Annotated in this window: 28 protein-coding genes; 23 read left to right on the top strand and 5 right to left on the bottom strand. The window is 57.3% G+C overall.

The window, feature by feature from the left end:
* Positions 1–269: 269 nt before the first annotated feature.
* From LG409_RS18580 to LG409_RS18555, 6 genes are all read left to right on the top strand, one after another.
* Positions 270–962, top strand: a complete 693-nt coding sequence (locus LG409_RS18580) for a LuxR C-terminal-related transcriptional regulator (RefSeq protein ID WP_039179084.1) — start codon at positions 270–272, stop codon at positions 960–962.
* A gap of 17 nt (positions 963–979) precedes the next feature.
* On the top strand, positions 980–1,495 hold the full coding sequence (locus LG409_RS18575) for a CsgE family curli-type amyloid fiber assembly protein (protein WP_096921742.1): 516 nt from the start codon (positions 980–982) through the stop codon (positions 1,493–1,495).
* Between the two features lie 41 nt (positions 1,496–1,536).
* Positions 1,537–1,914 carry a curli assembly protein CsgF gene (locus tag LG409_RS18570; RefSeq protein WP_373294998.1) on the top strand — a complete coding sequence of 126 codons (378 nt, stop codon included), beginning with the start codon at positions 1,537–1,539 and terminating at the stop codon, positions 1,912–1,914.
* 60 nt (positions 1,915–1,974) lie between these two features.
* On the top strand, positions 1,975–2,805 hold the full coding sequence (locus LG409_RS18565; RefSeq protein WP_039179075.1) for a CsgG/HfaB family protein: 831 nt from the start codon (positions 1,975–1,977) through the stop codon (positions 2,803–2,805).
* Positions 2,806–3,027: 222 nt separating this feature from the next.
* On the top strand, positions 3,028–3,546 hold the full coding sequence (locus LG409_RS18560) for a hypothetical protein (RefSeq protein WP_084123779.1): 519 nt from the start codon (positions 3,028–3,030) through the stop codon (positions 3,544–3,546).
* Between the two features lie 57 nt (positions 3,547–3,603).
* Positions 3,604–4,386 carry a curlin subunit CsgB gene (locus LG409_RS18555; protein ID WP_193462059.1) on the top strand — a complete coding sequence of 261 codons (783 nt, stop codon included), beginning with the start codon at positions 3,604–3,606 and terminating at the stop codon, positions 4,384–4,386.
* A 50-nt stretch (positions 4,387–4,436) separates the two neighbouring features.
* Here LG409_RS18555 and LG409_RS18550 read toward each other — a convergent pair whose 3' ends face one another.
* The 5 genes from LG409_RS18550 to LG409_RS18530 form a co-directional block, all read right to left on the bottom strand.
* On the bottom strand, positions 4,437–4,706 hold the full coding sequence (locus tag LG409_RS18550; RefSeq protein ID WP_227407384.1) for a hypothetical protein: 270 nt from the start codon (positions 4,704–4,706) through the stop codon (positions 4,437–4,439).
* A gap of 194 nt (positions 4,707–4,900) precedes the next feature.
* Entirely contained in the window at positions 4,901–6,181 is a 1,281-nt protein-coding gene (hemL, locus tag LG409_RS18545) for a glutamate-1-semialdehyde 2,1-aminomutase (protein WP_039179067.1), read from the bottom strand.
* A gap of 37 nt (positions 6,182–6,218) precedes the next feature.
* Positions 6,219–7,028 (bottom strand): bifunctional hydroxymethylpyrimidine kinase/phosphomethylpyrimidine kinase, encoded by an 810-nt coding sequence (gene thiD, locus LG409_RS18540; protein WP_227407383.1) that lies wholly within the window; start codon positions 7,026–7,028, stop codon positions 6,219–6,221.
* Complete coding sequence (gene hemJ / locus LG409_RS18535; RefSeq protein WP_016915595.1) at positions 7,028–7,459, bottom strand: protoporphyrinogen oxidase HemJ; 432 nt, start codon at positions 7,457–7,459, stop codon at positions 7,028–7,030. The genes thiD and hemJ overlap by 1 nt, the downstream gene beginning before the upstream one ends.
* A gap of 22 nt (positions 7,460–7,481) precedes the next feature.
* On the bottom strand, positions 7,482–9,287 hold the full coding sequence (locus LG409_RS18530; protein WP_144983963.1) for a chloride channel protein: 1,806 nt from the start codon (positions 9,285–9,287) through the stop codon (positions 7,482–7,484).
* 163 nt (positions 9,288–9,450) lie between these two features.
* Here LG409_RS18530 and argC point away from each other — a divergent pair, with 163 nt between their 5' ends.
* The 17 genes from argC (at position 9,451) to atpD (ending at position 25,085) form a co-directional block, all read left to right on the top strand.
* Entirely contained in the window at positions 9,451–10,485 is a 1,035-nt protein-coding gene (gene argC, locus LG409_RS18525; protein ID WP_227407382.1) for an N-acetyl-gamma-glutamyl-phosphate reductase, read from the top strand.
* 98 nt (positions 10,486–10,583) lie between these two features.
* The gene (erpA, locus tag LG409_RS18520; protein ID WP_026001913.1) at positions 10,584–10,937 is read left to right on the top strand and encodes an iron-sulfur cluster insertion protein ErpA; all 354 of its coding nucleotides are present in this window, start codon (positions 10,584–10,586) and stop codon (positions 10,935–10,937) included.
* A 149-nt stretch (positions 10,938–11,086) separates the two neighbouring features.
* Positions 11,087–11,854 (top strand): transporter substrate-binding domain-containing protein, encoded by a 768-nt coding sequence (locus tag LG409_RS18515; RefSeq protein ID WP_100731122.1) that lies wholly within the window; start codon positions 11,087–11,089, stop codon positions 11,852–11,854.
* 98 nt (positions 11,855–11,952) lie between these two features.
* Positions 11,953–12,624, top strand: a complete 672-nt coding sequence (locus LG409_RS18510; RefSeq protein WP_016915590.1) for an amino acid ABC transporter permease — start codon at positions 11,953–11,955, stop codon at positions 12,622–12,624.
* 10 nt (positions 12,625–12,634) lie between these two features.
* Positions 12,635–13,393 (top strand): amino acid ABC transporter ATP-binding protein, encoded by a 759-nt coding sequence (locus tag LG409_RS18505; RefSeq protein WP_308429568.1) that lies wholly within the window; start codon positions 12,635–12,637, stop codon positions 13,391–13,393.
* A gap of 543 nt (positions 13,394–13,936) precedes the next feature.
* Positions 13,937–15,841: a tRNA uridine-5-carboxymethylaminomethyl(34) synthesis enzyme MnmG gene (mnmG, locus tag LG409_RS18500; RefSeq protein WP_096921746.1), complete on the top strand. Its 1,905-nt coding sequence runs from the start codon at positions 13,937–13,939 to the stop codon at positions 15,839–15,841.
* On the top strand, positions 15,838–16,503 hold the full coding sequence (gene rsmG, locus LG409_RS18495; RefSeq protein ID WP_096921747.1) for a 16S rRNA (guanine(527)-N(7))-methyltransferase RsmG: 666 nt from the start codon (positions 15,838–15,840) through the stop codon (positions 16,501–16,503). The genes mnmG and rsmG overlap by 4 nt, the downstream gene beginning before the upstream one ends.
* A complete protein-coding gene (locus LG409_RS18490) occupies positions 16,503–17,270 on the top strand; it encodes a ParA family protein (protein ID WP_227407381.1) in 768 nt (255 codons plus the stop codon). Before rsmG ends, LG409_RS18490 begins: the two co-directional genes overlap by 1 nt.
* 66 nt (positions 17,271–17,336) lie before the next feature.
* Entirely contained in the window at positions 17,337–18,281 is a 945-nt protein-coding gene (locus LG409_RS18485) for a ParB/RepB/Spo0J family partition protein (protein WP_096921748.1), read from the top strand.
* Between the two features lie 202 nt (positions 18,282–18,483).
* Positions 18,484–18,882, top strand: coding sequence for an ATP synthase subunit I (locus LG409_RS18480; protein ID WP_227407380.1), 399 nt, complete (start codon positions 18,484–18,486; stop codon positions 18,880–18,882).
* Positions 18,883–18,897: 15 nt separating this feature from the next.
* The gene (gene atpB, locus LG409_RS18475; RefSeq protein WP_039179035.1) at positions 18,898–19,725 is read left to right on the top strand and encodes a F0F1 ATP synthase subunit A; all 828 of its coding nucleotides are present in this window, start codon (positions 18,898–18,900) and stop codon (positions 19,723–19,725) included.
* A 65-nt stretch (positions 19,726–19,790) separates the two neighbouring features.
* Complete coding sequence (gene atpE / locus LG409_RS18470) at positions 19,791–20,018, top strand: F0F1 ATP synthase subunit C (RefSeq protein ID WP_039179032.1); 228 nt, start codon at positions 19,791–19,793, stop codon at positions 20,016–20,018.
* A gap of 78 nt (positions 20,019–20,096) precedes the next feature.
* On the top strand, positions 20,097–20,567 hold the full coding sequence (locus tag LG409_RS18465) for a F0F1 ATP synthase subunit B (protein ID WP_039179028.1): 471 nt from the start codon (positions 20,097–20,099) through the stop codon (positions 20,565–20,567).
* An 11-nt stretch (positions 20,568–20,578) separates the two neighbouring features.
* A complete protein-coding gene (locus LG409_RS18460) occupies positions 20,579–21,115 on the top strand; it encodes a F0F1 ATP synthase subunit delta (protein WP_039179024.1) in 537 nt (178 codons plus the stop codon).
* 16 nt (positions 21,116–21,131) lie between these two features.
* Positions 21,132–22,676 (top strand): F0F1 ATP synthase subunit alpha, encoded by a 1,545-nt coding sequence (atpA, locus tag LG409_RS18455; RefSeq protein ID WP_039179021.1) that lies wholly within the window; start codon positions 21,132–21,134, stop codon positions 22,674–22,676.
* Between the two features lie 65 nt (positions 22,677–22,741).
* The gene (atpG, locus tag LG409_RS18450) at positions 22,742–23,629 is read left to right on the top strand and encodes a F0F1 ATP synthase subunit gamma (protein ID WP_039179018.1); all 888 of its coding nucleotides are present in this window, start codon (positions 22,742–22,744) and stop codon (positions 23,627–23,629) included.
* 76 nt (positions 23,630–23,705) lie between these two features.
* Positions 23,706–25,085 carry a F0F1 ATP synthase subunit beta gene (gene atpD, locus LG409_RS18445; protein WP_016915577.1) on the top strand — a complete coding sequence of 460 codons (1,380 nt, stop codon included), beginning with the start codon at positions 23,706–23,708 and terminating at the stop codon, positions 25,083–25,085.
* Positions 25,086–25,107 lie beyond the last annotated feature (22 nt).

Raw genomic sequence — 25,107 nt, 5'->3', positions numbered from 1 at the left:
AAACAGGGAGCCTCAGTTTACGCTGAACAGAAACACAGCTAAAGCACATGGAATGTGTACCCAGCGTATTTTTATCGTTACCGCCCAATCGTTCGAAGATGACTCATTTATAAAATATAAATCAACAACTTGGCTTTTAGATAAAAAAAGAATAACAATATGTAAATTACTTTACTCATTATTTTGATAACATTTCTTTACGAAAAGTATCTTATAGGCAACACTGTTAGGGTCGCCTGCTGATGTTCTCCTTGAATGAGGCTCCCCCAATGTCCCAGCAAAAGACCCCCGGCTTGGTGTACATCGTCACCGAAAAAAGCCCTCAAGCACAGCTATTTGCTGATTACCTGCATGAGCACACAGGTTGTAGTGTGAGCGTTCACTCACCTGCTGCTCAACTGCCTGCCACGATCACCGATCGACTGTTGATCCTCATCGACAGCGACCATATCGGCGTCGATGCACTGCCAGAATGGCAGGACAAACTGTCGGATTCGCTCGCGAAATCACCGCTGGCAGCCTTCAATGTGCGAGATATGGATCACGCCTTGGAAGCACTCTCCTGCGCTCATTTGAAAGGCGTTTTTTACCGGGACGAAAGCCTGGAAGTGATCTGCAAAGGCATCCTCTCATTGCTGGAGGGGGAGTTGTGGATGTCACGCGACTTGATGGCGCGGCTTATCCTTTTTTACCGCAAGTATCAGAGCAACGCCTTTCGCCCGGCTTGTGGCCTGACCAATCGAGAGATGGAAATCATTTCACTGCTGAGCAATGGGTCGTCCAACCAGCAAATCGCCGACAAGCTGTTTGTCAGTGAGCACACGGTGAAGTCACATCTTTACAATATCTTCAGAAAAATCAACGTACACAATCGTATTCAGGCGCTCAACTGGATCCACCAGAACCTGGGCCCCATCCTCCCCAACATGGAGGCCGCGCGAAGCCTGCAACGGCATCGCTAGGCACAGGGGTAAACGCCATGAACCTTCGCCATTTCTTGATCATGACGGTACTGCTGAGCTCAGGATCAGGGCTTTACAGTCACGCCAATGAACCTGCAGACCCCGCCAGCACCTTGCCCGTCAATGAGCAAGCGGAGATAGATGCCATCAATCAGCTGTCGAGCCCAGATGGCCCGGAAGTTCAAGGCCGAGTGAACAGGGGCAGTGAGCTGACCGGCATCATGGTAGATCGAACGATCACCATGGCCGGAAAAACGTTCTATCGCGCCTTCAGTCAGCTGGCGATGGATAACCTGATCATCGGCAACGCCACCCTGACCATTCAAGAGCGCCCAGATGCTCGGTGGGGAAGCCAGATCTGGGTCATGGAAGGCAACCGCATGTATTTCAGAACACAGCTCTCTCCCCGAATCAACGAAGCGGACCGTGTTGCCGGAGAAGCTGTAAATATCGTGGAAGAAGCGCTGCTTCAACAGCAGCTTACCGCCGCCATCACATCCGATAAAGACCTGGGTAGAGAGGAGTTGAACTGATGAACACTCACCGCAAAGCCTGCGCTTTCGCTACGGCTGTCATGTTGGGAGTCGTTACTCTTGAGAGCGTTGCAGGAGAATTGATCTATCGCCCATTGAACCCTTCGTTTGGAGGGGACCCGTTCATGGGCACCTATCTGCTGGGCAAAGCCCAGTCACAGGATACCAACGTCGATCCCAACGCACGCGGTATCGAGCCGATCTCTTCCACCGAGCGACTCATCCAAAGTCTGGAGAGTCGGCTGATCTCTCAGCTGATCACGGATGTCGGGGCGGGCAACATTGGAGAGGGCTCCTTCGATAGCGGTGAGTTTAGCGTCGTCGTCCGCGATGAAGGGGGGCAACTGATCGTGAGAGTGGTGGATAAAGTCACTGGCGACGTGACCAACATCAGCGTCGGTGGGCTATTCAACCCTTAGCAGCGTTTCGGCACACACAACACATAACACCATCACTTACAGTGTCGTCAGGGGATCAACATGAAAATCATCGCGTCCATGCTCCTTGTCAGCCTCTTGAGTGGCTGCGCAGGAATGGTGGCCAACTCCGAAAACCTGGAAGGAGCACAGGCCACACTTACCCCCAGAGGAGCCACGTACCAGGACCTGGTATCGCTACCGCCACCCGCAGGCAAGATTTTCGTTTCTGTGTATGACTTTCGTGATCAGACCGGGCAGTACCGTCCCGCACCTGCCAGCACCTTTTCAACGGCGGTGACGCAGGGGGCTGCCGCCATGCTGACCGGCGCTTTGGCTGATTCGGGATGGTTCATACCGCTGGAGCGGGTAGGGTTACAAAACCTGTTGACGGAGCGACGTATCATCCGCGCAGAGTTCGAGCGTTTTGGCCAACCCGATAATTTGCCTTCTCTCAGAGCAGCTTCCGTCATGCTGGAAGGCGGCATCATTGCCTATGAATCCAACATCCGTACGGGGGGGGCTGGGGCTGAATACTTCGGTATTGGTGCGTCGGGACAGTATCAAGTAGACCAGGTCACCGTGAATTTGCGCGCCGTGGAGATCTCGACGGGTGAAATCCTGGCCAACGTGACCACGACCAAAACCATTTATTCCAAAGAGTTGCGTGCCGGTGTTTACCGTTTCATCGATTTCAGGCGTCTTCTGGAAGCCGAGGCAGGTATCACCACGAACGAGCCCGTTCAGTTGGCCGTCATGTCAGCCATTGAATCTGCGGTCATTCACCTGATCGCACGTGGCGTCGAAAACAATCTATGGAACTTGCCCAACGGCACGACGCTGCAAAATACCGTACTAGCAGACTATCTGAATGCGCCAATACCTGCTTTGTAATCAATGACGGCGTTAGTTCATAAAAAGACGCGGCCCTATCTTTGGATAGGGCCGCGTCTTTTTATGCCATCACAGCATTAGGAAACTCATACTTTTTTGGTAGTAAATAATGAGAAAAACCCTCTCGTAACTATTCAAACTGCTTATGGCGTCAACCCAATAATCGATCAAACTCAACACATGAAATACAAAACGATACAAAAAGTTTCAGAGGGATGGAAAATGAAACCTTTCGCAGCATCTCACACCAGTAACAAGACGCGACTCCTGAAGATCGCCGCTTCAAGCCTGGTGGCAGCGATGGTATCGATTTCAGCCTCGGCCAACGCCGCTGACCAACGTATCGAACAGTATTTCAATTCGGTAGACACTGCCAGGCAAGGCAACTACAGCATCATCGAGCAAGTCGGCAATAACAATCAGGCAATGGTTTCACAGTCTTACTCAGCGAGTTACCAGAGAGGCAACTTTTCTCGAATCACTCAGCTGGGCAACAGAAACATTGCCGTCATGGAGCAACGTGGGGGAAATAACTTCGGGGTGGTATTCCAACAAGGCAACCATCACAAAGCACATCTCACCCAAGCTGGAAACCAACAATCGCTTGAAGCCTATATCAATCAAGTGGGTCATCAAAGCGATATCCAAGTTTCACAATCGGGGAGTGGCTACCGCAGCATCAGCGTAGAGCAACAAGCCTACTCTAGCACCCTGCGCCCAGTCACCGTCGAAACTTACTGAGTTGCTGCCGCTATCTCAGTAACCAACGAAGCAAGCCATCATAAAGGGGATGTAACCATGAAAACTCAAATCACTACTATCGCTGCTGCCATCGCACTGACCATGAGCGCTGCCGCCATGGCACAAACGGCTCCCAGCTGGCAGTTCAACGGCTCCCGCGCAGCGGTCGATAGCATGGCTGGTTCACTGTATGCCGGCAGTGCCGTAGGCAGCGACTCCCAGATCGAGCAAAACGGTGACTTGAACCGTACCTCGGTCACCCAGTGGGGCACCCAAGATTCTCGCATCAAGCAGGAAGGTAGCTTCAACCGTGCTAACGTCACTCAAGACGAAATCGTCGGCACTGCCAGCACCGCGCCTGGTAACAACTACTCCACGATTACCCAGTCCGGCCAGTTGAACACTGCCTACGTTACCCAGGAAGGCGTCACCAACGACTCCATCGTCGTACAGAGTGGCAAAGGCAACCTGGCCAACGTGGACCAGCAAGGTCAGCTCAACGACTCTTGGGTACAGCAGGAAGGTTGGGCTAACGAGTCCAATGTGGTGCAAGACGGTGATTTGAACGATAGCTACGTGAAAGCATCCGGCAACTTCAACCGCACTTACACTACCCAAACCGGTGATGAGCTGGACAGCGATATCATCCTCAATGGTAGCTTCAACTACGCAGCCGTCACTCAAACCGGCTACGGTCATGACTCCTTCATCAGCACCAATGGTAACGGCAACACCCACTTCGTCAACCAAAGTGGTGCCTTTAACGGAGCAGGCCAGCACTTCTCGCAAATCGTGACCAACGGCAGTGGCAACTACAACGTGGTCAGCCAAGGCCACTAAGCAATACCGAATGCTCGCTACCGCCCCTTCGGGGGCGGTTTTTTTATGCCTTAACGCACCATCAGCGTCAGCGTGCCACCTTTGCCCTGAGTCGAAGAGCGGGAACGGTTGCTGCCCTTGACGATATCGACTTCCAGCCGCTCGTCATCGCTCAACAGCTTGACGGTGCCTTCCAACGTATCGCCTTCGAAGGTGAATTCTGCTGGAACCGTACCACGGGTTTCCGGATGCTCGACGGTTTCGCCGTCATGGGTAATGCGCCACTCGGCGGAGAACTCTGCGCCAGGGGAGCCGCTCATGGTGATGTGGATCTGGGTCATATCCTGCTCCTGTGCGGCCAACCCTGCCAAGGGCGAGCCAAGGGTGAGAACGGCGGTGAATAGCGCGCCGTAAAAGCGTGAAGCGTGATAAACCGGCCGTCGTATCATGGTGAGCTACCTCGGTAACCACAAGGGCCGCTCATGTTGAGCGGCCCTTGTAGTGTAGCAGTCGACATACCCCCCGTTACTGAATACTACATGACGGCAAAGGCTTTTTCGGCGGCATCCAGCGTGAGCTGGATATCTTCTGGGGTATGGGCGCTGGACATGAAGCCCGCTTCGTAGGCAGACGGTGCAAGATAGACGCCATGGTCTAGCATCGCACCAAAGAAGCGGCGGAAAGCATCCGGGTTGCACGCCGTGGCCTGAGCGAAATTATCGACCCGAGATTGCGAAGTGAAGAAAACGCCGAACATTCCCCCCGCCGACTGGGTCAACATGGGTACCCGCGCGGCGTTGGCACGCTCCTGCAGGCCGTTGCACAGGGTTTGCACACGCTGGGTAAGCGCATCATGGAAACCCGGCACCTGCAGCTTGGTCAGCAGCGCGACGCCTGCGGCCATGGCCAGCGGGTTACCCGACAAGGTGCCTGCCTGATACACCGGGCCAAGCGGCGAGATGTTCTGCATGATGTCACGCTTGCCACCGAACGCCCCGACCGGCATGCCCCCGCCCACGATCTTGCCCAGGCAGGTGAGGTCAGGCGTGATGCCGTAATAGGCCTGGGCCCCGCCCAGGGCCACACGGAAGCCGGTCATCACTTCATCAAAAATCAGCAGGCTACCGTACTGGTCGCACACACGGCGCAGGGTTTCCAGGAAACCAGGCTGGGGTGGGATACAGTTCATGTTGCCCGCCACCGGCTCGACAATGATGCAGGCAATCTGCTCACCGATCTCGGCAAAGCACGCTTCCACGCCTTCCGGGTCATTGTAGGAGAGCGTGATGGTGTGCTCGGCAAGCGCAGCAGGCACACCGGGCGAGCTGGGCTCACCGTGGGTCAGCGCACCAGAGCCCGCCTTGACCAGCAACGAATCCGAGTGGCCATGGTAGTTGCCTTCGAACTTGACGATCTTGTCTCTTCCCGTGGTGCCCCGCGCCAGCCGGATGGCCGACATGGTCGCCTCGGTACCGGAGCTGGTCATGCGGACCATTTCCATGGACGGAATCATCTCGCAGATCAGGTCCGCCATGGTGGTCTCTACTGCCGTAGGCGTGCCAAAGGAGAGCCCATTATCCAGGCGCGCCCGCACGGCGGCGAGCACGTCCTGGTCGGCATGACCGGTAATCATCGGCCCCCAGGAACCGATATAGTCGATGTAACGATTGCCCTCGACGTCGAACAGGTAGGCCCCCTGGGCGCGCTCCATGAACACCGGGGGACGATGCAAGCCTTTGAAGGCGCGCACCGGCGAGTTCACGCCACCGGGAATATGGCGACTGGCCAGATCAAATAATTCTGCAGATGTGGTCATGGCATCCTCTATAGCAATAGCTGACGGACAATAAAAATCAAAAGCGTGCAGGGCGTGGTAGACGTTGAGGCAAACACTGCCCGCTGGGCGGCTGATAGCCGTGTGACAAACTCTCCCAGGTAAAGTGCTGTGCCTGTTCGCAAGCCGTAGGTAAGCGCTCACCTACCGCCAAACGAGCGGCCAGGGCGGAAGCCAGCGTACATCCGGACCCGTGAAATACTTCCGGCAGCCTGGGCCACTGCCACTGGCGAGTGGTATCGGGCGAATGCAGTGTGTTGACCACCTGCTGCCCGCTGCCGGGCAGAGGCTCATCCGTGGCGGTGACCAGTACCGCCTGGCACCCGCGCGATAACAACGAAACAGCGCGGGCCGTATCATCGAACGGTGCGTCGATCTCAGGCGTGAGCGCGATCAGTTCATGACGGTTGGGCGTCAGGATATCCACAAGGGGAAGCAGACGGTCACTATAAAGCTTCTGCAAACGGGGTGTGGATAACTCAGTGCCGCCGCCCGCTTTCAAGATGGGGTCTGCCACCACCGGTACACCCGGAAAACGCCGCACGATCTGCTCGGCCGCACGCAAGGTTGCTTCGTCCGCCAGCAAGCCTAGCTTGATGGCGGCAATCTGCATGTCGACCAGCGCTTCTGCCATTTGCCGCATGGCAGCTGCATCGGCTGGCAATACCGTGGTGACATTATGGCAGTTCTGCACGGTCAGGGCGGTGGGAATGGTCACTGCCCAGCCACCACACGCGGCGATGGCTTCGCTATCGGCAACCAGTCCAGCGCCGCCGGTAGGATCATGGCCTGCCAATACCAATACAACGGGAGGAAGTGGTTGGCGCATCAAAAGGGTTTCACTACCGCCAGAAGAATGATGGCGATCAGGGCCACGACAGGGGCCTCATTGAACCAGCGGAAGAACACGTGGCTCTTGGTGCAGCGATCCTGAGCCAACTGCTTCAAATAGATCAGACATACGTGGTGATAGGCCACCAGCAATACTACCAGCGTCAGCTTCACGTGCATCCAGCCCTGAGTGAACCAGGCAGGTACCAGGTAAAGCAGCCAGCCGCCAAACAGCAGCACGACGATCATGGAGGGCGTCATGATGCCGCGATAAAGCTTGCGCTCCATGGTCTTGAAGTAGTCGATGGCCTGGACATCCCCCTTGTCGCGCGCCATCGCGTGGTACACGTATAGCCGTGGCAGATAGAACAGTGCAGCAAACCAGGTCACAACGGCCATCAGGTGAATGGCCTTTATCCACTCGTACATGGTCTCTCCTTAATAGGTGCGCTCATTGCGAAACAGTGGGGTCACGGGGGTCAGAATGACGTGTATCGGTATAGTGGTAATAGCGCTCGATGGCGCCGCGAGTAATGATACCTGAAATTCGCTGCTGCTTTGGTCGGTAGCCATGAATCACGTAGAGCGCATCCAGCGTATTGTCCTGCAGCTTGAGGAAGGCTTCCGACAGGGTGGACTGCAAACCGATGGGGGCCATTTCCAGCCGCTGCCCGGGAATTTCCAACAGGTCGATCAACTCCTCCTCTTGCGCGGCTCCCTCTTTCAAGGCTTCGTCATGCTCCAGCAACCAGCGGGCCAGCTCTGCCGCTTTCAAGCCCAATACCGGCTTGTCGTCGCTGGATCGTTCGATCACCAGCCAGGTAGGGTTGGTCTCCAGCCGCTGGCGGGCCTGCTCGAGGGTGATCATGCGCTCGGTACGCACCAGAGAGCGCTCCATGACCGCAGGCACCGACACTCTGGAAAGCGCCTGCATCAACGGCTGCTGCAAGGGGTGCATGCCATACCGCACCGAACTGACGAAAAACCCTTCACAGCCCGTCAACTGTCGCGAGGTCAGGCAAGCCACCACCACCGCCAGCATGCCAGGCAACATCATGTGGGGAGTGTGGGTCAACTCCAGCAGTGCCATCAAGGCCGCCAGCGGAGCCTGCAGCACGGCGCCCATCATGGCGGCCATCCCCAGCATGGCATAAATCCCGGGATCTGCCGCCTTGTCGGGCCATAGCCAGCCACCCAGCATGCCTGCCAGTGCGCCGGTGGCTGCACCCGACACCAGCACGGGGCCGATGATACCGATCGGCACCCCGCCCGCCACGGTCAGGGCCGTGATCAGCAGTTTGCCGATCATCAGCGCCAGCAATACGCTAACGGTCAGTTGGTTATTCAGCGCCGCGGCCAGGCTATCGTAGCCAATGCCCTGTATTTCAGGAAACCACCACGCCAGTGCTCCCGTGGCCACTCCAACGCTGCCCAGCCTCAGCCATAACGGCAGCCCTTCCAGGAAGGCATGGCGTGCCAGATGAATGAATACGCCAGCCATCAGGCCAATCACCAGCCCCGTCACCACTATCCAGGGCAAATTCATCAGCGAGCCAAGCGCTACTTCAGGGATGCGGAAGGCTGGCTCGTTGCCGTACGCCAGCTGAGCCACCAGCGCACCCATGGTGGAAGCCAGGATCACCGGCATGAAGCTCATCAGGGTGTACTCCATCATGACCACTTCCATGGCAAAGATGACCCCCGCGATGGGCGTATTGAAAGAGGCAGAAATACCCGCCGCCGTTCCACAGGCCACCAGCACACGCAGGCTGTTGTGCGGCAGCCGCAGCCGCATCCCCAGGCCACTGGAAGCCGCCGCCCCCAGATGAATCGCCGGTCCTTCACGGCCAGCAGAGAGACCGCCCAACACCGATACCACCCCGACCCACCACTGGTTGAGCCAGTTACGCAGTGGAAAACGCCCCTGATGGTAGGTCAGGCGCTCGATGACATGGCCGACGCCCAGCTTGCGTGCGGTGGCCTTCTGACGATACAGCAGCACACCGATGACGCTCACGGCCAGCAGGGGCAGCAGCACTCTGACCCACGGGGGCAGCGCTTCGAAGCCTTCCGGGTTACCGTCCGGCATGTACAGCGCGGCTCCCGCCTCCAGCAGCAGCCTGAATGCCACCATGACGGCCCCGGTCATGACACCGGACACCAGGCCCAGCACACACAGTTGCGGCAAGGCATCCACATTGGCCAGCTGGCGACGAAAACCCTCTAAGGTGAAATCTGACCGCGAAAAACCTGCCACAACGCTCGTCCTTGGTTGGGTAGAGTGGGTCTACGACACGCAGTGCTCTTATGCGCCTGCTCTCTTGTGTATCATAGCTGGAGACACATCAACAGCCTCGCAAAACTTGCTAGGCTGCTAATTACCGCTGCCAGGACTGTGCAGAAGGCGCAAGGAGTGATCTGTGATAAACGTTGGCATTGTAGGCGGCACTGGCTACACCGGTGTTGAACTTCTGAGGCTACTGGCCCAGCACCCCGAGGTAAATGTTCAAGCGATAACGTCGCGCTCGGAAGCAGGCGTCAAGGTCTGCGACATGTACCCCAACCTGCGAGGCCACTACGATACCCTGACCTTCAGTGAGCCCGATGCCAAGGCCCTGGGGGCCATGGACGCCGTCTTTTTTGCCACCCCTCATGGCGTGGCCCATGCGCTGGCAGGCGAGCTATTGGCCAACGGAACCCGCATCATCGACCTGTCGGCCGACTTTCGCCTGCGCGATGCCGACGAGTGGAGCCGCTGGTACGACCAGCCCCACGGCGCCCCTGAACTGTTGAAAGAGGCGGTCTACGGCCTGCCGGAAATGCATCGTGAAAAGATCAAGACCGCGCGTCTGATCGCGGTACCCGGCTGCTACCCCACCGCCGTTCAGCTGGGTTACCTGCCGCTGCTGGAAGCGGGCCTGATCGACCCGAATCAGCTGATTGCCGACTGCAAGTCCGGGGTCACCGGCGCTGGGCGGGGTGCCAAGGTCGCCTCGCTGCTGGCCGAAGCCAGCGAGTCCATGAAAGCCTACGGTGCAGGCGGCCATCGCCATCTGCCGGAAATTCGTCAGGGCCTGGGCGACATGCAGCCAGACACCGTGGGATTGACCTTCGTCCCCCACCTGACTCCCATGATCCGCGGTATCCACGCCACGCTCTACAGCACCCTCAGCACCGAGCCAGGCGACTTGCAGGCACTGTTCGAAAAACGCTTTGCCGATGAGCCGTTCGTGGACGTCATGCCCGCCGGCAGTCACCCGGAAACCCGCAGCGTAAAAGGCAACAATACCTGCCGCATCGCCGTGCATCGTCCGGGCAACGGCAATACGGTGGTGGTACTTTCCGTCATCGACAACCTGGTCAAGGGTGCCTCCGGCCAGGCCATCCAGAACCTGAACCTGATGTTTGGTTTCGATGAGCAGATGGGCCTCAACGCCCCCGCTCTGATGCCTTGAGCTGCAGTAATTCCCGGCAATAGTTGACCATTTTGCTGGGAATTACCCATAATCCCCCCATGCCGTCTATTCGTTCCTAAAGCTCGCGGGAGGTACCCATGAGCGGTGCAGAAGCTTTTGTTCCAACCCCTTTAATGCTGTCCGACAGTGCACGCCAGCGCATCAAGGCACTCATGGCCGAAGAGCACAATCCAGCCCTCAAGCTGCGTGTCTATGTCACCGGTGGTGGCTGTTCCGGCTTTCAGTATGGTTTTGACTTTGCCGACAACGTGGCAGAGGACGACACCCTGATCGAATTCGGAGATGCCACGCTGGTGGTAGACCCCCTCTCCTACCAATACCTGGTCGGCTCTACCGTGGACTACGAAGAGGGCTTGGCAGGGGCGCGTTTTCGCGTGCAAAACCCCAATGCCACTACCACCTGCGGCTGTGGTGCCTCGTTCATGGTATGACCAGCGTTGGTCGCAACGACTTCCCCATGACTTGACGCCTTGGCGGTTTCTCGCCAAGGTAAAAAGGTCAATAACGGTTCATCGACCGGTTTATAAGAAGAAACACGCTATAAACGGTGACGGAAACCACATAAAACTCGGGGAAACTAATGAAACACTTTTTTACCACCTCCGCTATCGCCACTGCCGTTGCACTGGGCTTGGGCAGTACCACTGCGTTTGCTGACACACCCACGGTCAATGTGGTGACTGACCCAAGCTTTGTGCCCTTCGAGATGCTCGACCCCGAAACCGGTGAAATGATCGGCTTCGACATGGACATCATCAACGAAATCGCCGAACGGGCTGGCTTCGACGTCAATCTCACCACCATGGAGTTCGCGGGCATCATTCCGGCCGTCCAGACCGGCAGCCAGGAAATTGCCATTGCCGGTGTGACCATCACCGAAGAGCGTGCGCAGATCGTCGACTTCTCTGACCCCTACTACGACTCGGGCCTGCAGATCATCGTGCGTGCCGACAACGATGACGTAGAGTCCATCGAAGACTTGGCCGGGCTCTCCATCGCCACGCGCATCGGCTCCACCAGCTACGACTTCCTGCAAGAACAGCTGGGCGACGACGCCGATATCACTCCCTATCCAGGCAATAGCGACATGTACATGGCCCTGCTGGGGCGTAACGTCGATGCCGCGTTCTACGATGCCCCCAACGTTGCCTACTTCTCGCAAACACGCGGTGAAGGTCGCACCAAGGTCGTCGGCCCCCTGTACGAAGGCCAGCAGTACGGCATCGTTTTCCACAAGGGTAGCCAGTGGGTAGAACCCGCCAATGAAGCACTCGCGGCCATGCGTGAAGACGGCACCTACGACGAGATTTACCAGAAGTGGTTTGGTGAGTCCTCCGACGAAGAGTAAGCACTGTCTGAGGTAAGTGCGTTATCTCGCGTTTACAGGGCCGGGCGGCCTAGCCCCCGGCCCTGAATCATTGTGTGGTGCTGTTCTGGAGACGTCACGTGGAAGTCACTTTTCAATTCGACTGGGCGGCCGCTTTCCGCTCGATTCCCTACTTGTTACCCGGTATTCCGTGGACACTGCTGATCTCGTTCGGCGGCCTGGCCATTGGCTTTTTCATCGGCATCTTCTTTGGCCTGCTGCGCATCAGCCGCACGCGCTGGCTGCGCTGGCCAGCCATCCTGTATGTCGAAGTCTTTCGCGGTACGCCCATCCTGGTGCAGGTGCTGTTCATTTTCTACGGCCTGCCCCAACTGCTGGGTGGCCCCATCAATGCGCTGGTGGCCGGCATTGCCGCCATTGCCGTCAATTCAGGGGCCTATATCTCCGAAATCGTACGTGGAGGCGTGCAGTCGATCGAACGCGGGCAACGCGAAGCATCGCTGTCGCTGGGGCTCTCCCGAGCGCAGTCGTTTCGTTACGTCATCTGGCCTCAAGCCTTCCGCCGCATGATCCCCCCGCTGGGCAACCAGGGCATCATCAGCATCAAGGACACCTCGCTGTTTTCCGTCATTGGCGTGGGTGAGCTGGTGCGCCAAGGGCAGATCTACATTGCCACCACCTTTACGGCGCTGGAAGTCTATTTCATGGTCGCCCTGATGTACCTGGCCATTACCTGGACCCTCTCTATCATCCTGCGCCAGTTGGAACGGCGCGGCGTCGTTGGCCAATAAGGAGCGCACAATGACTTCGACCTCATCGCCCATTGTGCAAATGCAGAAGCTCAACAAGCACTTTGGCAGCCTGCATGTGCTCAAGAACATCGACCTGGAAATCGTCCCCGGAGAAGTCGTCGTCGTGATCGGCGCCAGCGGGTCCGGTAAATCCACGCTGATCCGCTGCATCAACGGGCTGGAAGAGTTTCAGTCCGGCAGCCTCGATGTCGATGGCAATACGCTGCTGCCGGATGGCAAAAGCAGCAAGGCCCTGCAAACCATCCGCACCGAAGTCGGCATGGTGTTCCAGCAGTTCAATCTGTTCCCCCATCTGAGCGTCATCGACAACATTACCCTGGCCCCCATGAAAGTGCGTGGCTGGAGCCGTAAGGATGCCGAAGAGACGGCTCAGCGGCTGTTGGAACGCGTCGGCATTGCCGATCAGGCACAGAAGTACCCCAGCCAGCTCTCTGGAGGGCAGCAGCAGCGGGTCGCCCTGGCCCGCGCGCTGGCCATGGAACCCCGGCTCATGCTCTTCGACGAGCCCACCTCGGCGCTAGACCCGGAGATGATCGGTGAAGTGCTGGACGCCATGCGTGAGCTGGCCAAGGAAGGCATGACCATGGTCATCGTGACCCATGAAATGGGCTTTGCACGGGAAGTGGCCGACCGCGTCATCTTCATTCACAAAGGGGAAATCACCGAGCAAGGGTCACCGGAACAGCTGTTCGATGCACCTCGGCACGAACGCACCCAGTCCTTCTTGGCGCGCGTATTGAAACACTAGCAGCCCATCAGGGCACCTCAGAGACCGGCCTGTCCTTGCGACAGGCCTTTTTTTTTGCCTGTGGATAATATTTTTTCCTCGGCTGCCACTATCTGGCTAACACCCGCGCCATGGGCATCTTTCAACGCATATGATGGTCACCAGATCACTTGTTCACAGGTGCGGTAACAAGCGCGGTAGCCAGCGGTGGATAAGCCGTCGTTAACCTGGCCTGTGGGTAAGTAAGCTTTTCATCCACAGCTCCGTCACCGCTTCTACGCAGGCACTCCGCCGGTTCGCCACTACTTGGTCAACAATACAAAATAATGATTCATATAGAAAAAAACCATTTATCAACAGATTTTGTCCACACCATTAGTAACTACATTTACAGAACTTCTCTTATATATTTTTATTTTGTTATTAATTTATAAAACCACTGATAGCAGGGGTGTGGAAAAACCTGACGGTTACCCACAGGAGGTTTATACTGGCGGGCTTATTCCAACAGCGGTGATCCGCTGACCACATCATCCGTGCCTTGGGCACAAGACGAGGTGTCTCTTGAACTACCCCGACCGCTTTGACGTGATTGTCATCGGCGGTGGCCATGCGGGAACCGAAGCCGCATTGGCCTCTGCTCGCATGGGCTGTCAAACCCTATTGCTGACCCACAACATCGAGACGCTGGGCCAAATGTCCTGCAATCCCGCCATTGGTGGGATCGGCAAGAGCCATCTGGTCAAGGAGATCGATGCGTTGGGTGGTGCCATGGGGCTAGCCACGGATTTGGGCGGCATCCAGTTTCGAGTACTCAACGCACGTAAGGGGCCTGCCGTACGCGCGACCCGCGCCCAGGCAGACAGGATCCGCTACAAGGCCGCCATTCGAGGCATGTTGGAAAACCAGCCAAACCTGACGATTTTCCAGCAGGCGGCTGGCGACCTCATTGTGGATAACGACACCGTACGCGGTGTAGTGACCGAGACAGGCATTCGTTTTCATGCCGAGTCGGTGGTGCTGAGCACGGGCACGTTCCTTGGCGGGGTTATCCACATCGGGTTGGACCAAAGCCGTGGTGGCCGCGCAGGCGACCCGCCTTCCAATGCGCTGGCCGAGCGACTGCGGGCACTGCCTTTTCACGTCGACAGGTTGAAGACCGGTACCCCTCCGCGTATCGATGCCAAATCCGTCGACTTTTCACAGCTGGAAGAGCAGCCAGGCGACACACCCACGCCGATCATGTCCTACCTGGGGCATCGGGGCATGCATCCTCAGCAAGTGAGCTGCCATATTGCGCACACCAACGAGCGCACCCACGAGATCATCCTGAACAACCTCGATCGTTCCCCCATGTACTCTGGGGTAATCGAAGGCATCGGCCCCCGCTACTGCCCGTCGATCGAAGACAAGGTGCATCGCTTCGCCGACAAATCGAGCCATCAGGTGTTCATCGAACCGGAAGGTCTGGATACCCACGAGCTCTACCCCAACGGGATCTCCACCTCACTGCCCTTCGATGTGCAGCTGCAGGTCGTGCGCTCCATCAAAGGGTTGGAAAACGCCCATATCACGCGCCCGGGTTATGCCATCGAGTATGACTTCTTCGACCCGCGGGATTTGAAGCACTCGCTGGAAACCAAATTTATCCACAACCTGTTTTTTGCCGGACAGATCAACGGCACCACTGGCTACGAAGAAGCGGGTGCTCAAGGGTTGCTGGCGGGGCTCAACGCGGCACGGCGAGCCAAGCAGCTGGAGGCGTGGTACCCACGTCGTGACGAGGCGTATCTAGGCGTTCTGGTGGATGACCTGATCACCATGGGCACCAAGGAACCCTATCGCATGTTCACGTCGCGCGCCGAGTATCGGCTGCTGCTGCGTGAAGACAATGCCGATCTCCGCCTGACCGAGCAGGGCCGCCAGTTGGGGTTGGTCGATGACACCCGCTGGGCGGCTTTCAGCCAGAAACGTGATGCCATCGAGCGTGAAGCCACGCGCTTGTCCAGTGCCTGGGTACATCCCGACAGCCCGGCTGCCGCCAGCATCGCCGAGAAAACCGGCAAGCCGCTGTCGCGGGAGTACTGCCTGAGCGATTTGCTGAAGCGCCCTGAACTGACCTACGCCGATATTGCCGACCTGCCGGGCATGGAAAGCGGCGGCGTGGAGGATGAAGCTGTCGCCGAACAGGTGCAGATTCAGGCCAAGTATCAGGGGTACATCGATCGTCAGCAGGACGAAATCGACAAGCTCAAGCGCCACGAAGCCACTGCGCTCCCCGCTGAGCTGGATTATCACAACGTGGAGGGGCTCTCCCACGAGATTCGCCAGAAGCTCAGCGCCGCGCGGCCGGAAACCCTTGCCCAGGCTGCCCGTATCTCTGGAGTGACGCCTGCTGCCGTCTCGATACTGCTGATTCACCTGAAAAAGCGCCGCCTGATCAGCCATACCGAGGTCGCCAACGGATGAGTTTCTTGCCGCCGCTGATTGAAAGCCTGCCCGGTAGCGTAGCCCCCAGACTGGAGCAAGGGCTGGCCCAACTGGATATCGCCATTACGCCCACCCAGCGTGAGCAGCTGCTGGGGCTGCTGGCGCTATTGCACAAGTGGAACCGGGCTTATAACCTCACCGCCGTACGCGACGTCGATGAAATGGTGTCTCGCCACGTGCTGGACAGCGCGGCGGTGGCGCCCTTCATACGGGGGCCTCGACTTCTGGACGTAGGCGCCGGGCCAGGCTTGCCTGGGCTGGTGCTGGCGATTTTGAAGCCCGAGCTTCAGGTGACGCTGCTGGACAGCAACGGCAAGAAGGTTCGCTTCCAACGGCAGGCCGTCATGGAGCTGGCGCTGAGCAACGTGACGCCCACTCAGGCAAGAGTCGAACAGTTTGCGGGCCAGCACTTCGATCAGGTGATCTCGCGGGCCTTCGCCAGCCTGGTGGACTTCGTGACCTTGACGCGCCCGCTACCGACCGCCGACGGCCAGTGGCTGGCCATGAAGGGCCCCGGTGCCGATGACGAGCTGCGCGACCTGCCAGCAGGTGTTGAACTGAAGGCTCGGCACCTGTTGAATGTACCCTTCGAGACGGCCGAGCGGCAGCTGTTGATCCTGACCCCAAAAGGAGTTGAGTAGTGAGCCAGATCATTGCCCTGACCAACCAAAAAGGCGGCGTGGGCAAGACCACTTCAGCCGTCAATCTGGCCGCCAGCCTGGCCGCCCTGGACCGGCGCGTACTGTTGGTCGACCTCGACCCCCAGGGGCATGCCAGCATGGGCAGTGGGATCGACAAGTACGATCTGGAAAAGAGCGTGCTGGACGTGCTGCTGGGGGAAACCTCGGCCAGCGACGCCATCGTGCGCGGTTTGTCGGTTCGTTACGATGTCTTGCCGGGCAATGGCGATTTGACGGCGGCGGAAGTCGAGCTACTGGACGCCGATCAGCGGCAGAGTCGCCTTTCTCAGGCGCTGACCAGCGTGGCCGACGAATACGATGTGGTACTGATCGACTGCCCGCCGTCGCTGAACATGCTCACGGTGAATGCGCTTACTGCAGCCCATGGCGTACTGATCCCGCTGCAGTGTGAATTTTACGCTCTGGAAGGACTCTCGGCGCTGCTGGATACCGTGGAACAGATCAAGCAGAGCGTGAATCCCGAGCTTGCCGTCTCCGGTATCCTGCGCACCATGTACGACAAGCGCACCAGCCTCACGCGGGAAGTGGACAAGCAGCTACGCGACTTTTTCGGCGATGCGCTGCTGAAAACCACCATTCCGCGCAACGTGAAAGTGGCAGAAGCGCCAAGCCATGGCCTGCCCGTGACCCAGTACGCCCGTTTTTCGCGGGGCAGCCAGGCCTACCGCGTGCTGGCCAAAGAGATGATTCGACGGTTGTCACTGTAACGCCTGTCGTTACGGCGGCTGTCGCTGTAAGGTTCGAAGTACGTAACGTTCAACGAGGGAAAGCGAATGACGCGTAAACGCGCGCTAGGACGTGGCCTGGATGCCCTGATTGGTGCGGGCGCCCGTCGTCGTGACAGTTTGGACCTGACCAGTAGCGCCTCACAAGGCACAGAGGCCCTTCTGCCGGAAGGTGCTTCCGCAGAGGCAGCGCAGGACGATGCCCATGCCGAACGCCTGGAGCGGCTGCCGCTGGGGCAACTGACGCGGGGCAAGTACCAGCCTCGCCGCGACATTCAGCCCGAGGCACTGGAGGAGCTGGCCGACTCCATTCGCGCCCAGGGGGTCATGCAGCCGATCGTCGTTCGCCCGATTGGCCCGGACCGCTATGAAATCATTGCCGGTGAACGGCGCTGGCGCGCTGCCCAACTGGCCGAGCTGGATGTCATTCCGGCGGTCATTCGCCATGTCAGCGACGACGTGGCACTGGCGCTGGCACTGATCGAGAACATTCAGCGTGAAAATCTCAATGCCATCGAAGAAGCGCTGGCATTGAAACGTCTGGCTGAAGAGTTCGAGCTTACCCAGCAGCAGGTGGCCGATGCCGTGGGCAAATCCCGCACGCAGGTGGCCAACCTGCTGCGTTTGCTGGCCCTGGACCCGGAAGTACAGACCCTGCTGGAGCGTGGCGATCTGGACATGGGGCATGCCCGTGCCCTGCTGTCGCTGAACAGCGCCCAGCAACGCCAGGTGGCCCATGAAGTGGTCAACCAGGACCTGACGGTGAGAGACACCGAGGCGCTGGTAAAAAAAGTGCACGACACCCAGCAGGCGCCGGCGGCATCGGCCAAAAAAGTGGCCAAGACCGCCGATGTGGCGCGTCTCGAAACGCACCTTGGCGAGCTGTTGGGCGCGCCTGTCTCCATCGATCACGGTCAGAAGGGCAAAGGCAAAGTCACCATACGTTATACAAGTCTTGAAGAGCTGGATGGCATTCTTGCCCACATAAAGTAGCAGGCTAATGAAATATGTGGCCTTTTTTTAACCCTTTGGTCGCAAGTAAACGCCAAAACGTACGAAATCCGTGCAACTTCGGTTGAAGGTGTGATAGCGCTTCCCTATAATCCGCCGTGTTTGTCGAAAGCTTGCTTGGACGAACGGGCGTACTCGGTATCCCATTGAGCAGCAGCCCAGCCTGCACGGAGTCGTAGTCAAAGTGAAAAGTGCAGCGCCTGCCCGTCGACGTCTATTGGATTTTCGGCGGCTGTTTCTTGCTCAACTGGTGGCGTTCTTGCTGGTGACCATGTTGGCAAGCGTCATGGTCGGCATCGAGGCAGCAGTATCTGCCCTGTCGGGGGGGCTGATCAGCCTTCTACCGACCATCTATTTTGTGTGGCGTGGGCAGCGTCAGCGAAATAATCGACAACCACAGCGTAATGTGCTCAGTCTTTATCAGGCTGCAGCGGGCAAGTTTGGTTTGACGGTGGCGTTATTCGCCATAGTGCTGACAACAGCGCCCCCTTCAAACCCAGCTTTTTTCTTTGTCGCCTATGTGGTGGCCCAACTGATGCACTGGCTAGCCCCCTGGCTCGTGCGTGAGCGGTCAACCCTTTAAACTTGAGGAAGCAGTATGGCAGCGGATAATGAAGTATCGGCCATCTATTACATACAGCACCACCTCCAGAACCTGACGTTCGGAAAACATCCGGAAAACGGCTGGTCGCTTGCATCCACTTCTGCTGAAGCGGCAGAGATGGGTTTCTGGGCAATTCATTTGGATACGATGGGTTGGTCCATCGGTATGGGTGCCCTGTTTCTTTGGTTATTCCATAAAGCTGGGAAAATGGCGACTACCGGTGTCCCTGGCGGTCTCCAGAACGCAGTAGAGATGGTTTTCGAGTTCATCGAAAACCTGACACGTTCAACTTTTCACGGCCAAAACAAGCATATAGGGCCTATCGCACTGACGCTGTTCATGTGGATTTTGCTCATGAACAGCTTGAAAATCATACCGGTCGACTATTTCCCTGTACTGTTCAACAAGCTTGGTCTTGAGTACATGAAGATCGTTCCTACAACCGATGTGAATGCCACCCTGGGCATGGCGTTCGGTGTGTTTCTGATGATCATCTACTACAGCGTCAAGGTGAAAGGAGCTGGAGGGTTTGCCAAGGAGCTTTCTCTGACCCCCTTCAACCATTGGTCGTTGATCCCTTTCAATCTGGTTCTTGAAACCGTTGGCTTGATCGTCAAGCCTATCAGCCTTGGGCTGCGTCTTTTCGGAAACATGTTTGCCGGTGAAGTTATCTTTATCCTGATTGCCCTGCTACCTTTCTGGGCAATCTGGCTGCTAGATGTCCCATGGGCCATTTTCCATATACTGGTGGTTTCGCTGCAGGCCTTCATCTTTACGACGCTGTCTATCGTCTATCTGAGCGCCGCGCACGAACATCACTAAATCCGAGCAACGCTTTGCATTAAACCCTAAACCCTTGTAATCAACGCACTATCAGGAGCTTCATCATGGAAATCGTCTACATTGCTGCTGCCATCATCATCAGTGTTAGCGCTCTGGCAACTGGCCTAGGCTTCGCCATGCTGGGTGGTAAACTGCTTGAATCCACCGCTCGTCAGCCCGAGCTGGGTGATCAGCTGCAGACTAAAACCTTCATCATGGCTGGCCTGCTGGACGCCGTTCCCATGATCGGTGTTGGTATCGCGATGTACCTGATCTTCGTTGTTGCCGGTTAATGATGTGTTAGCCGAGCGGAATGACCGCTCGGCTTAGTATCACTCCGGTCGCCACGAACTTGTCAGAGGTACATTCCTGTGAATATCAACATGACGCTTATCGGGCAAACGATCGCCTTCGCGATCTTTGTCTGGTTTTGCATAAAGTATGTGTGGCCTCCGATCAGCAGCGCGCTTCATGAGCGTCAAAAGAAAATTGCTGATGGCTTGGACGCAGCCAGCCGTGCGACGCGTGATCTTGAGCTCGCTCAAGAGCGTGCCGAGCAGACGCTGCGCGAGAGCAAGGAGCAGGCATCTCAAATTCTCGAGCAAGCCAACAAGCGTTCCAATCAAATGATTGAAGAAGCACGTGAACAAGCACGTGCTGAAGGCGAACGTCTTGTCGCTAATGCACGGTCTGAAATTGAGCAAGAAGTTCATCGTGCGAAAGAAGAGCTGCGTGCGCAGGTTTCCCGCCTTGCGATCGTAGGCGCCGAGCGAGTTCTTGAAGCCTCTGTTGATGAGAAAGCGCACCGCGACTTGCTTGATAAGCTTGCCGCTGAACTGTAAGGAGGTGATCTATGGCGGAACAAACGACCGTCGCTCGTCCTTACGCCAAAGCGGCGTTTGAATACGCGCGCGATCATCAGGCACTAGACGTTTGGTCACAAGCGTTGAAAGTAGCAGCAGCGATCGTGAAGGATCGGCAGGTTGCTAGCCTGTTAGGTAGCCCCAAACTGAGCAGCGAACAGAAAGTAGCATTGCTGTCAGATATGTTGTCTGACGACGCGGATGATGCTTTCAAACGCTTTTTAGTAGCTTTAGCGGATCAGCGTCGACTCATGACGCTGGACGCAATTGCTGAACAGTTTGAACACCTTCGTGCAGAGCATGAGCAGCGTATCGACGTCACTGTGGTTTCAGCCTACAAGCTGGATAGCAAGCAGCAGACCAAGCTGGCAAACGCGCTCAAGAAGCGTCTGAATCGCGAAATCTCCATTACTACTCAGGTCGACAAGTCGCTCATTGGCGGTGTCATCCTGCGTGCCGGCGATACCGTCATTGACGGTTCGGTGCGTGGTCGATTGAACCGTCTTTCCGAAGCGCTGACCGCTTGAGTCTGAGGGACATGGCATGCAGCAACTGAATCCTTCCGAGATCAGCGACATCATCAAGCAGCGAATTGAGAAGCTTGACGTCGCATCCGAAGCCCGTAATCAGGGCACCATCGTCAGCGTTTCCGACGGTATCGTGAAAATTCACGGCCTCGAAGACGCGATGTTCGGTGAAATGATCGAATTCCCCAACAGCATCTTCGGCATGGTACTCAACCTGGAGCGTGACTCCGTGGGTGCCGTTGTCCTGGGTGACTACCTGCAGCTTGAAGAAGGCATGACCGCTCAGTGTACCGGTCGTATTCTTGAAGTTCCGGTAGGCCCCGAGCTGGTGGGTCGCGTTGTCGACGCGCTGGGTAACCCCATCGACGGCAAAGGCGAGATCAACGCAAAACTGACCGATGCGGTAGAAAAGGTAGCGCCTGGCGTTATCACCCGTCAGTCCGTTGACGAACCCATCCAGACGGGTCTGAAGTCCATCGACGCCATGGTGCCGATCGGTCGTGGTCAGCGTGAGCTGATCATCGGCGACCGTCAGATCGGTAAATCCGCCATTGCCATCGATGCGATCATCAACCAGAAAGGCAAGGGCGTGACCTGTGTCTACGTGGCCATCGGTCAGAAGCAGTCGACCATTGCCAACGTGGTGCGCAAGCTCGAAGAGCACGGCGCGATGGAGCACACCATCGTGGTGGCGGCTGGCGCTGCCGACCCGGCACCCATGCAGTTCCTGGCGGCCTACTCTGGCTGCACCATGGGCGAGTACTTCCGTGACCGTGGCGAAGACGCGCTGATCGTGTATGACGATCTCTCCAAGCAGGCCGTTGCCTACCGTCAGGTATCGCTGCTGCTGCGCCGTCCGCCGGGCCGTGAAGCTTACCCGGGTGACGTGTTCTATCTCCACTCCCGTCTGCTGGAGCGCGCTGCGCGCGTCAATGTCGACTACGTCGAGAAGTTCACCAACGGCGAAGTGAAAGGCAAGACCGGTTCCTTGACCGCGCTGCCGATCATCGAAACCCAGGGCGGTGACGTATCGGCCTTCGTTCCGACCAACGTCATCTCCATCACCGATGGTCAGATCTTCCTGGAAACCAACCTGTTCAACTCCGGTATTCGTCCGGCGATCAACGCAGGTCTGTCGGTTTCTCGTGTTGGTGGTGCTGCACAGACCAAGATCATCAAGAAGTTGGGTGGTGGTGTGCGTCTGGCGCTGGCTCAGTACCGCGAACTGGCGGCGTTCTCGCAGTTTGCCTCTGACCTGGATGAAGCCACGCGTAAGCAGCTCGAGCACGGTCAGCGTGTTACCGAGCTGATGAAGCAGAAGCAGTACTCGCCGATGTCCGTGGCGGAAATGGCCCTGTCTCTGTACGCTGCCAACGAAGGTTACCTGGACGATGTGAGCGTCGAGAAGGTGCTGGACTTCGAACGTGCTCTGCACGACTACATGAAGTCCGAGCACCGCGAACTGCTCGACAAGATCAACCAGACCGGCGACTACAACGGCGAGATTCAGGACGGTTTGAAGTCGGGTCTCGAGAAGTTCAAGGCGACTCAGAGCTGGTAATGTCTGGCCCGCCTGCGGGCGGGCTTGCATGCTTTCTGAGAGCCACGAACGAAGGGTAGATCGCTATGGCAGCTGCAAAAGAGATACGCACCCAGATCGGGAGCATCAAAAATACGCAGAAGATCACCAGCGCCATGGAAATGGTGGCTGCATCGAAAATGCGTAAAGCGCAAGATCTGATGAAGGCCGGCCAGCCGTACGCCAAGCAGATCCGTAACGTGGTAGGCCACATTGCTGACGCTAACCCCGAATACAAGCACGACTACATGGTCGAGCGAAACGAGGTAAAACGCGTCGGATATATTGTGGTTTCCACTGATCGCGGGCTGTGTGGCGGTTTGAACGTCAACTTGTTCAAGGCAGTGGTGAAAGATGCTGTTGCCTGGAAACAGCAAGGTGCTGAGCTGGATTTCTGTGCCCTCGGTTCGAAAGCAGGTGCTTTCTTCCGCAACTATGGTGGCAACTTGATTGCTGCGAAAAGCGGATTAGGAGAGTCGCCTACCGTCGAGGGTCTGATCGGTAGTGTCAAGGTCATGCTGGAAGCGTATGACGAAGGACGCCTGGATCGTTTGTTTGTGGTGTACAACGAGTTTGTAAACACCATGACGCAAAGACCCGTTGTGCGTCAGCTTCTTCCTCTGTCGTCCGATATGGGCGCAGACGCTAAGCATGACGAAGAAAACGCCCGTCCCGGAAGCTGGGACTACCTGTATGAACCGGATGCCAAGGCGTTGCTGGACAGCCTGTTGGTTCGATTCATCGAATCGCAGGTGTATCAGGCGGTAGTCGAAAACGGTGCGTGCGAACAGGCCGCCCGTATGATCGCTATGAAGAGTGCCACTGATAACGCGGGCAACCTGATTGACGATCTGGAGATGGTTTACAACAAGGCCCGTCAGGCCGCCATCACCCAGGAAATTTCCGAGATCGTCGGCGGCGCTTCTGCCGTTTAACGCCGAGGGAGTGGTCTGACTGACAGGTCATTCCCGGCAGACAGGTTTCATTTGCAGGTTTTTGAGAGGAACCAAGATGAGCGGACGTATCGTACAAATCATCGGCGCGGTGATTGACGTAGAGTTTCCGCGGGACTCTGTGCCCAAGGTCTACGACGCGCTGAAGGTCTCCAATGTTGAGACCATCCTCGAAGTCCAGCAGCAGCTGGGCGACGGCGTAGTACGCGCCATTGCCATGGGCTCCACCGAGGGTCTGAAGCGTGGCCTGGACGTGGTCAACACAGGTGCCGCGATTTCCGTACCGGTGGGTAAGGAAACGCTGGGCCGCATCATGAACGTGCTCGGTGAGCCGATCGATGAAGCGGGCCCGATTGGCGAGCAAGAGCGCATGCCGATCCACCGTAAAGCCCCCAGCTATGCCGACCAGGCAGCTTCCAACGAGCTGCTCGAGACCGGTATCAAGGTCATCGACCTGGTATGCCCCTTCGCGAAAGGCGGTAAGGTTGGTCTGTTCGGCGGCGCGGGTGTCGGTAAAACCGTCAACATGATGGAGCTTATCCGCAACATCGCCACCGAACACAGCGGCTACTCCGTATTCGCAGGTGTGGGTGAGCGTACTCGTGAGGGTAACGACTTCTATCATGAAATGACCGAATCCAACGTTATCGACAAGGTAGCGCTGGTCTATGGTCAGATGAACGAGCCGCCCGGCAACCGTCTGCGCGTAGCGCTGACCGGCCTGACCATCGCTGAGAAATTCCGTGATGAAGGCCGTGACGTTCTGCTGTTCGTCGACAACATCTATCGTTACACGCTGGCCGGTACCGAAGTATCTGCACTGCTGGGCCGTATGCCTTCAGCGGTAGGTTACCAGCCGACGCTGGCGGAAGAGATGGGCGTTCTTCAGGAGCGTATCACTTCCACCAAGACAGGCTCTATCACGTCGGTGCAGGCCGTTTACGTTCCTGCGGATGACTTGACTGACCCGTCTCCGGCGACCACCTTCTCCCACCTTGACGCTACCGTGGTACTGGCGCGTTCTATCGCTGAGCTGGGTATCTACCCCGCCATCGATCCGCTGGACTCCACGTCACGTCAGCTGGACCCGCTGGTCGTCGGTGAAGAGCACTACGAAGTGGCGCGTGGCGTGCAGAACGTTCTGCAGCGTTACAAGGAACTGAAGGACATCATCGCGATCCTGGGTATGGACGAGCTGTCTGACGAAGACAAGCTGGCCGTATCTCGTGCGCGTAAGATCCAGCGCTTCCTGTCTCAGCCGTTCTTCGTGGCTGAGGTATTCACAGGCTCACCAGGCAAGTATGTTTCTCTGAAAGACACCATCCGTGGCTTCCAGGGCATTCTGGCTGGCGAGTATGACGATCTGCCGGAACAGGCCTTCTACATGGTCGGCTCCATCGACGAAGCTGTCGACAAAGCCAACCAGATGAAGAAGTAATCCCGTCCATTAGGGGGATTCG

The organism is Halomonas sp. NyZ770 (assembly GCF_020616575.1).
GTDB classification, from domain to species: domain Bacteria; phylum Pseudomonadota; class Gammaproteobacteria; order Pseudomonadales; family Halomonadaceae; genus Vreelandella; species Vreelandella hamiltonii.
This window is presented reverse-complemented; position numbering and strand designations above follow the sequence as displayed.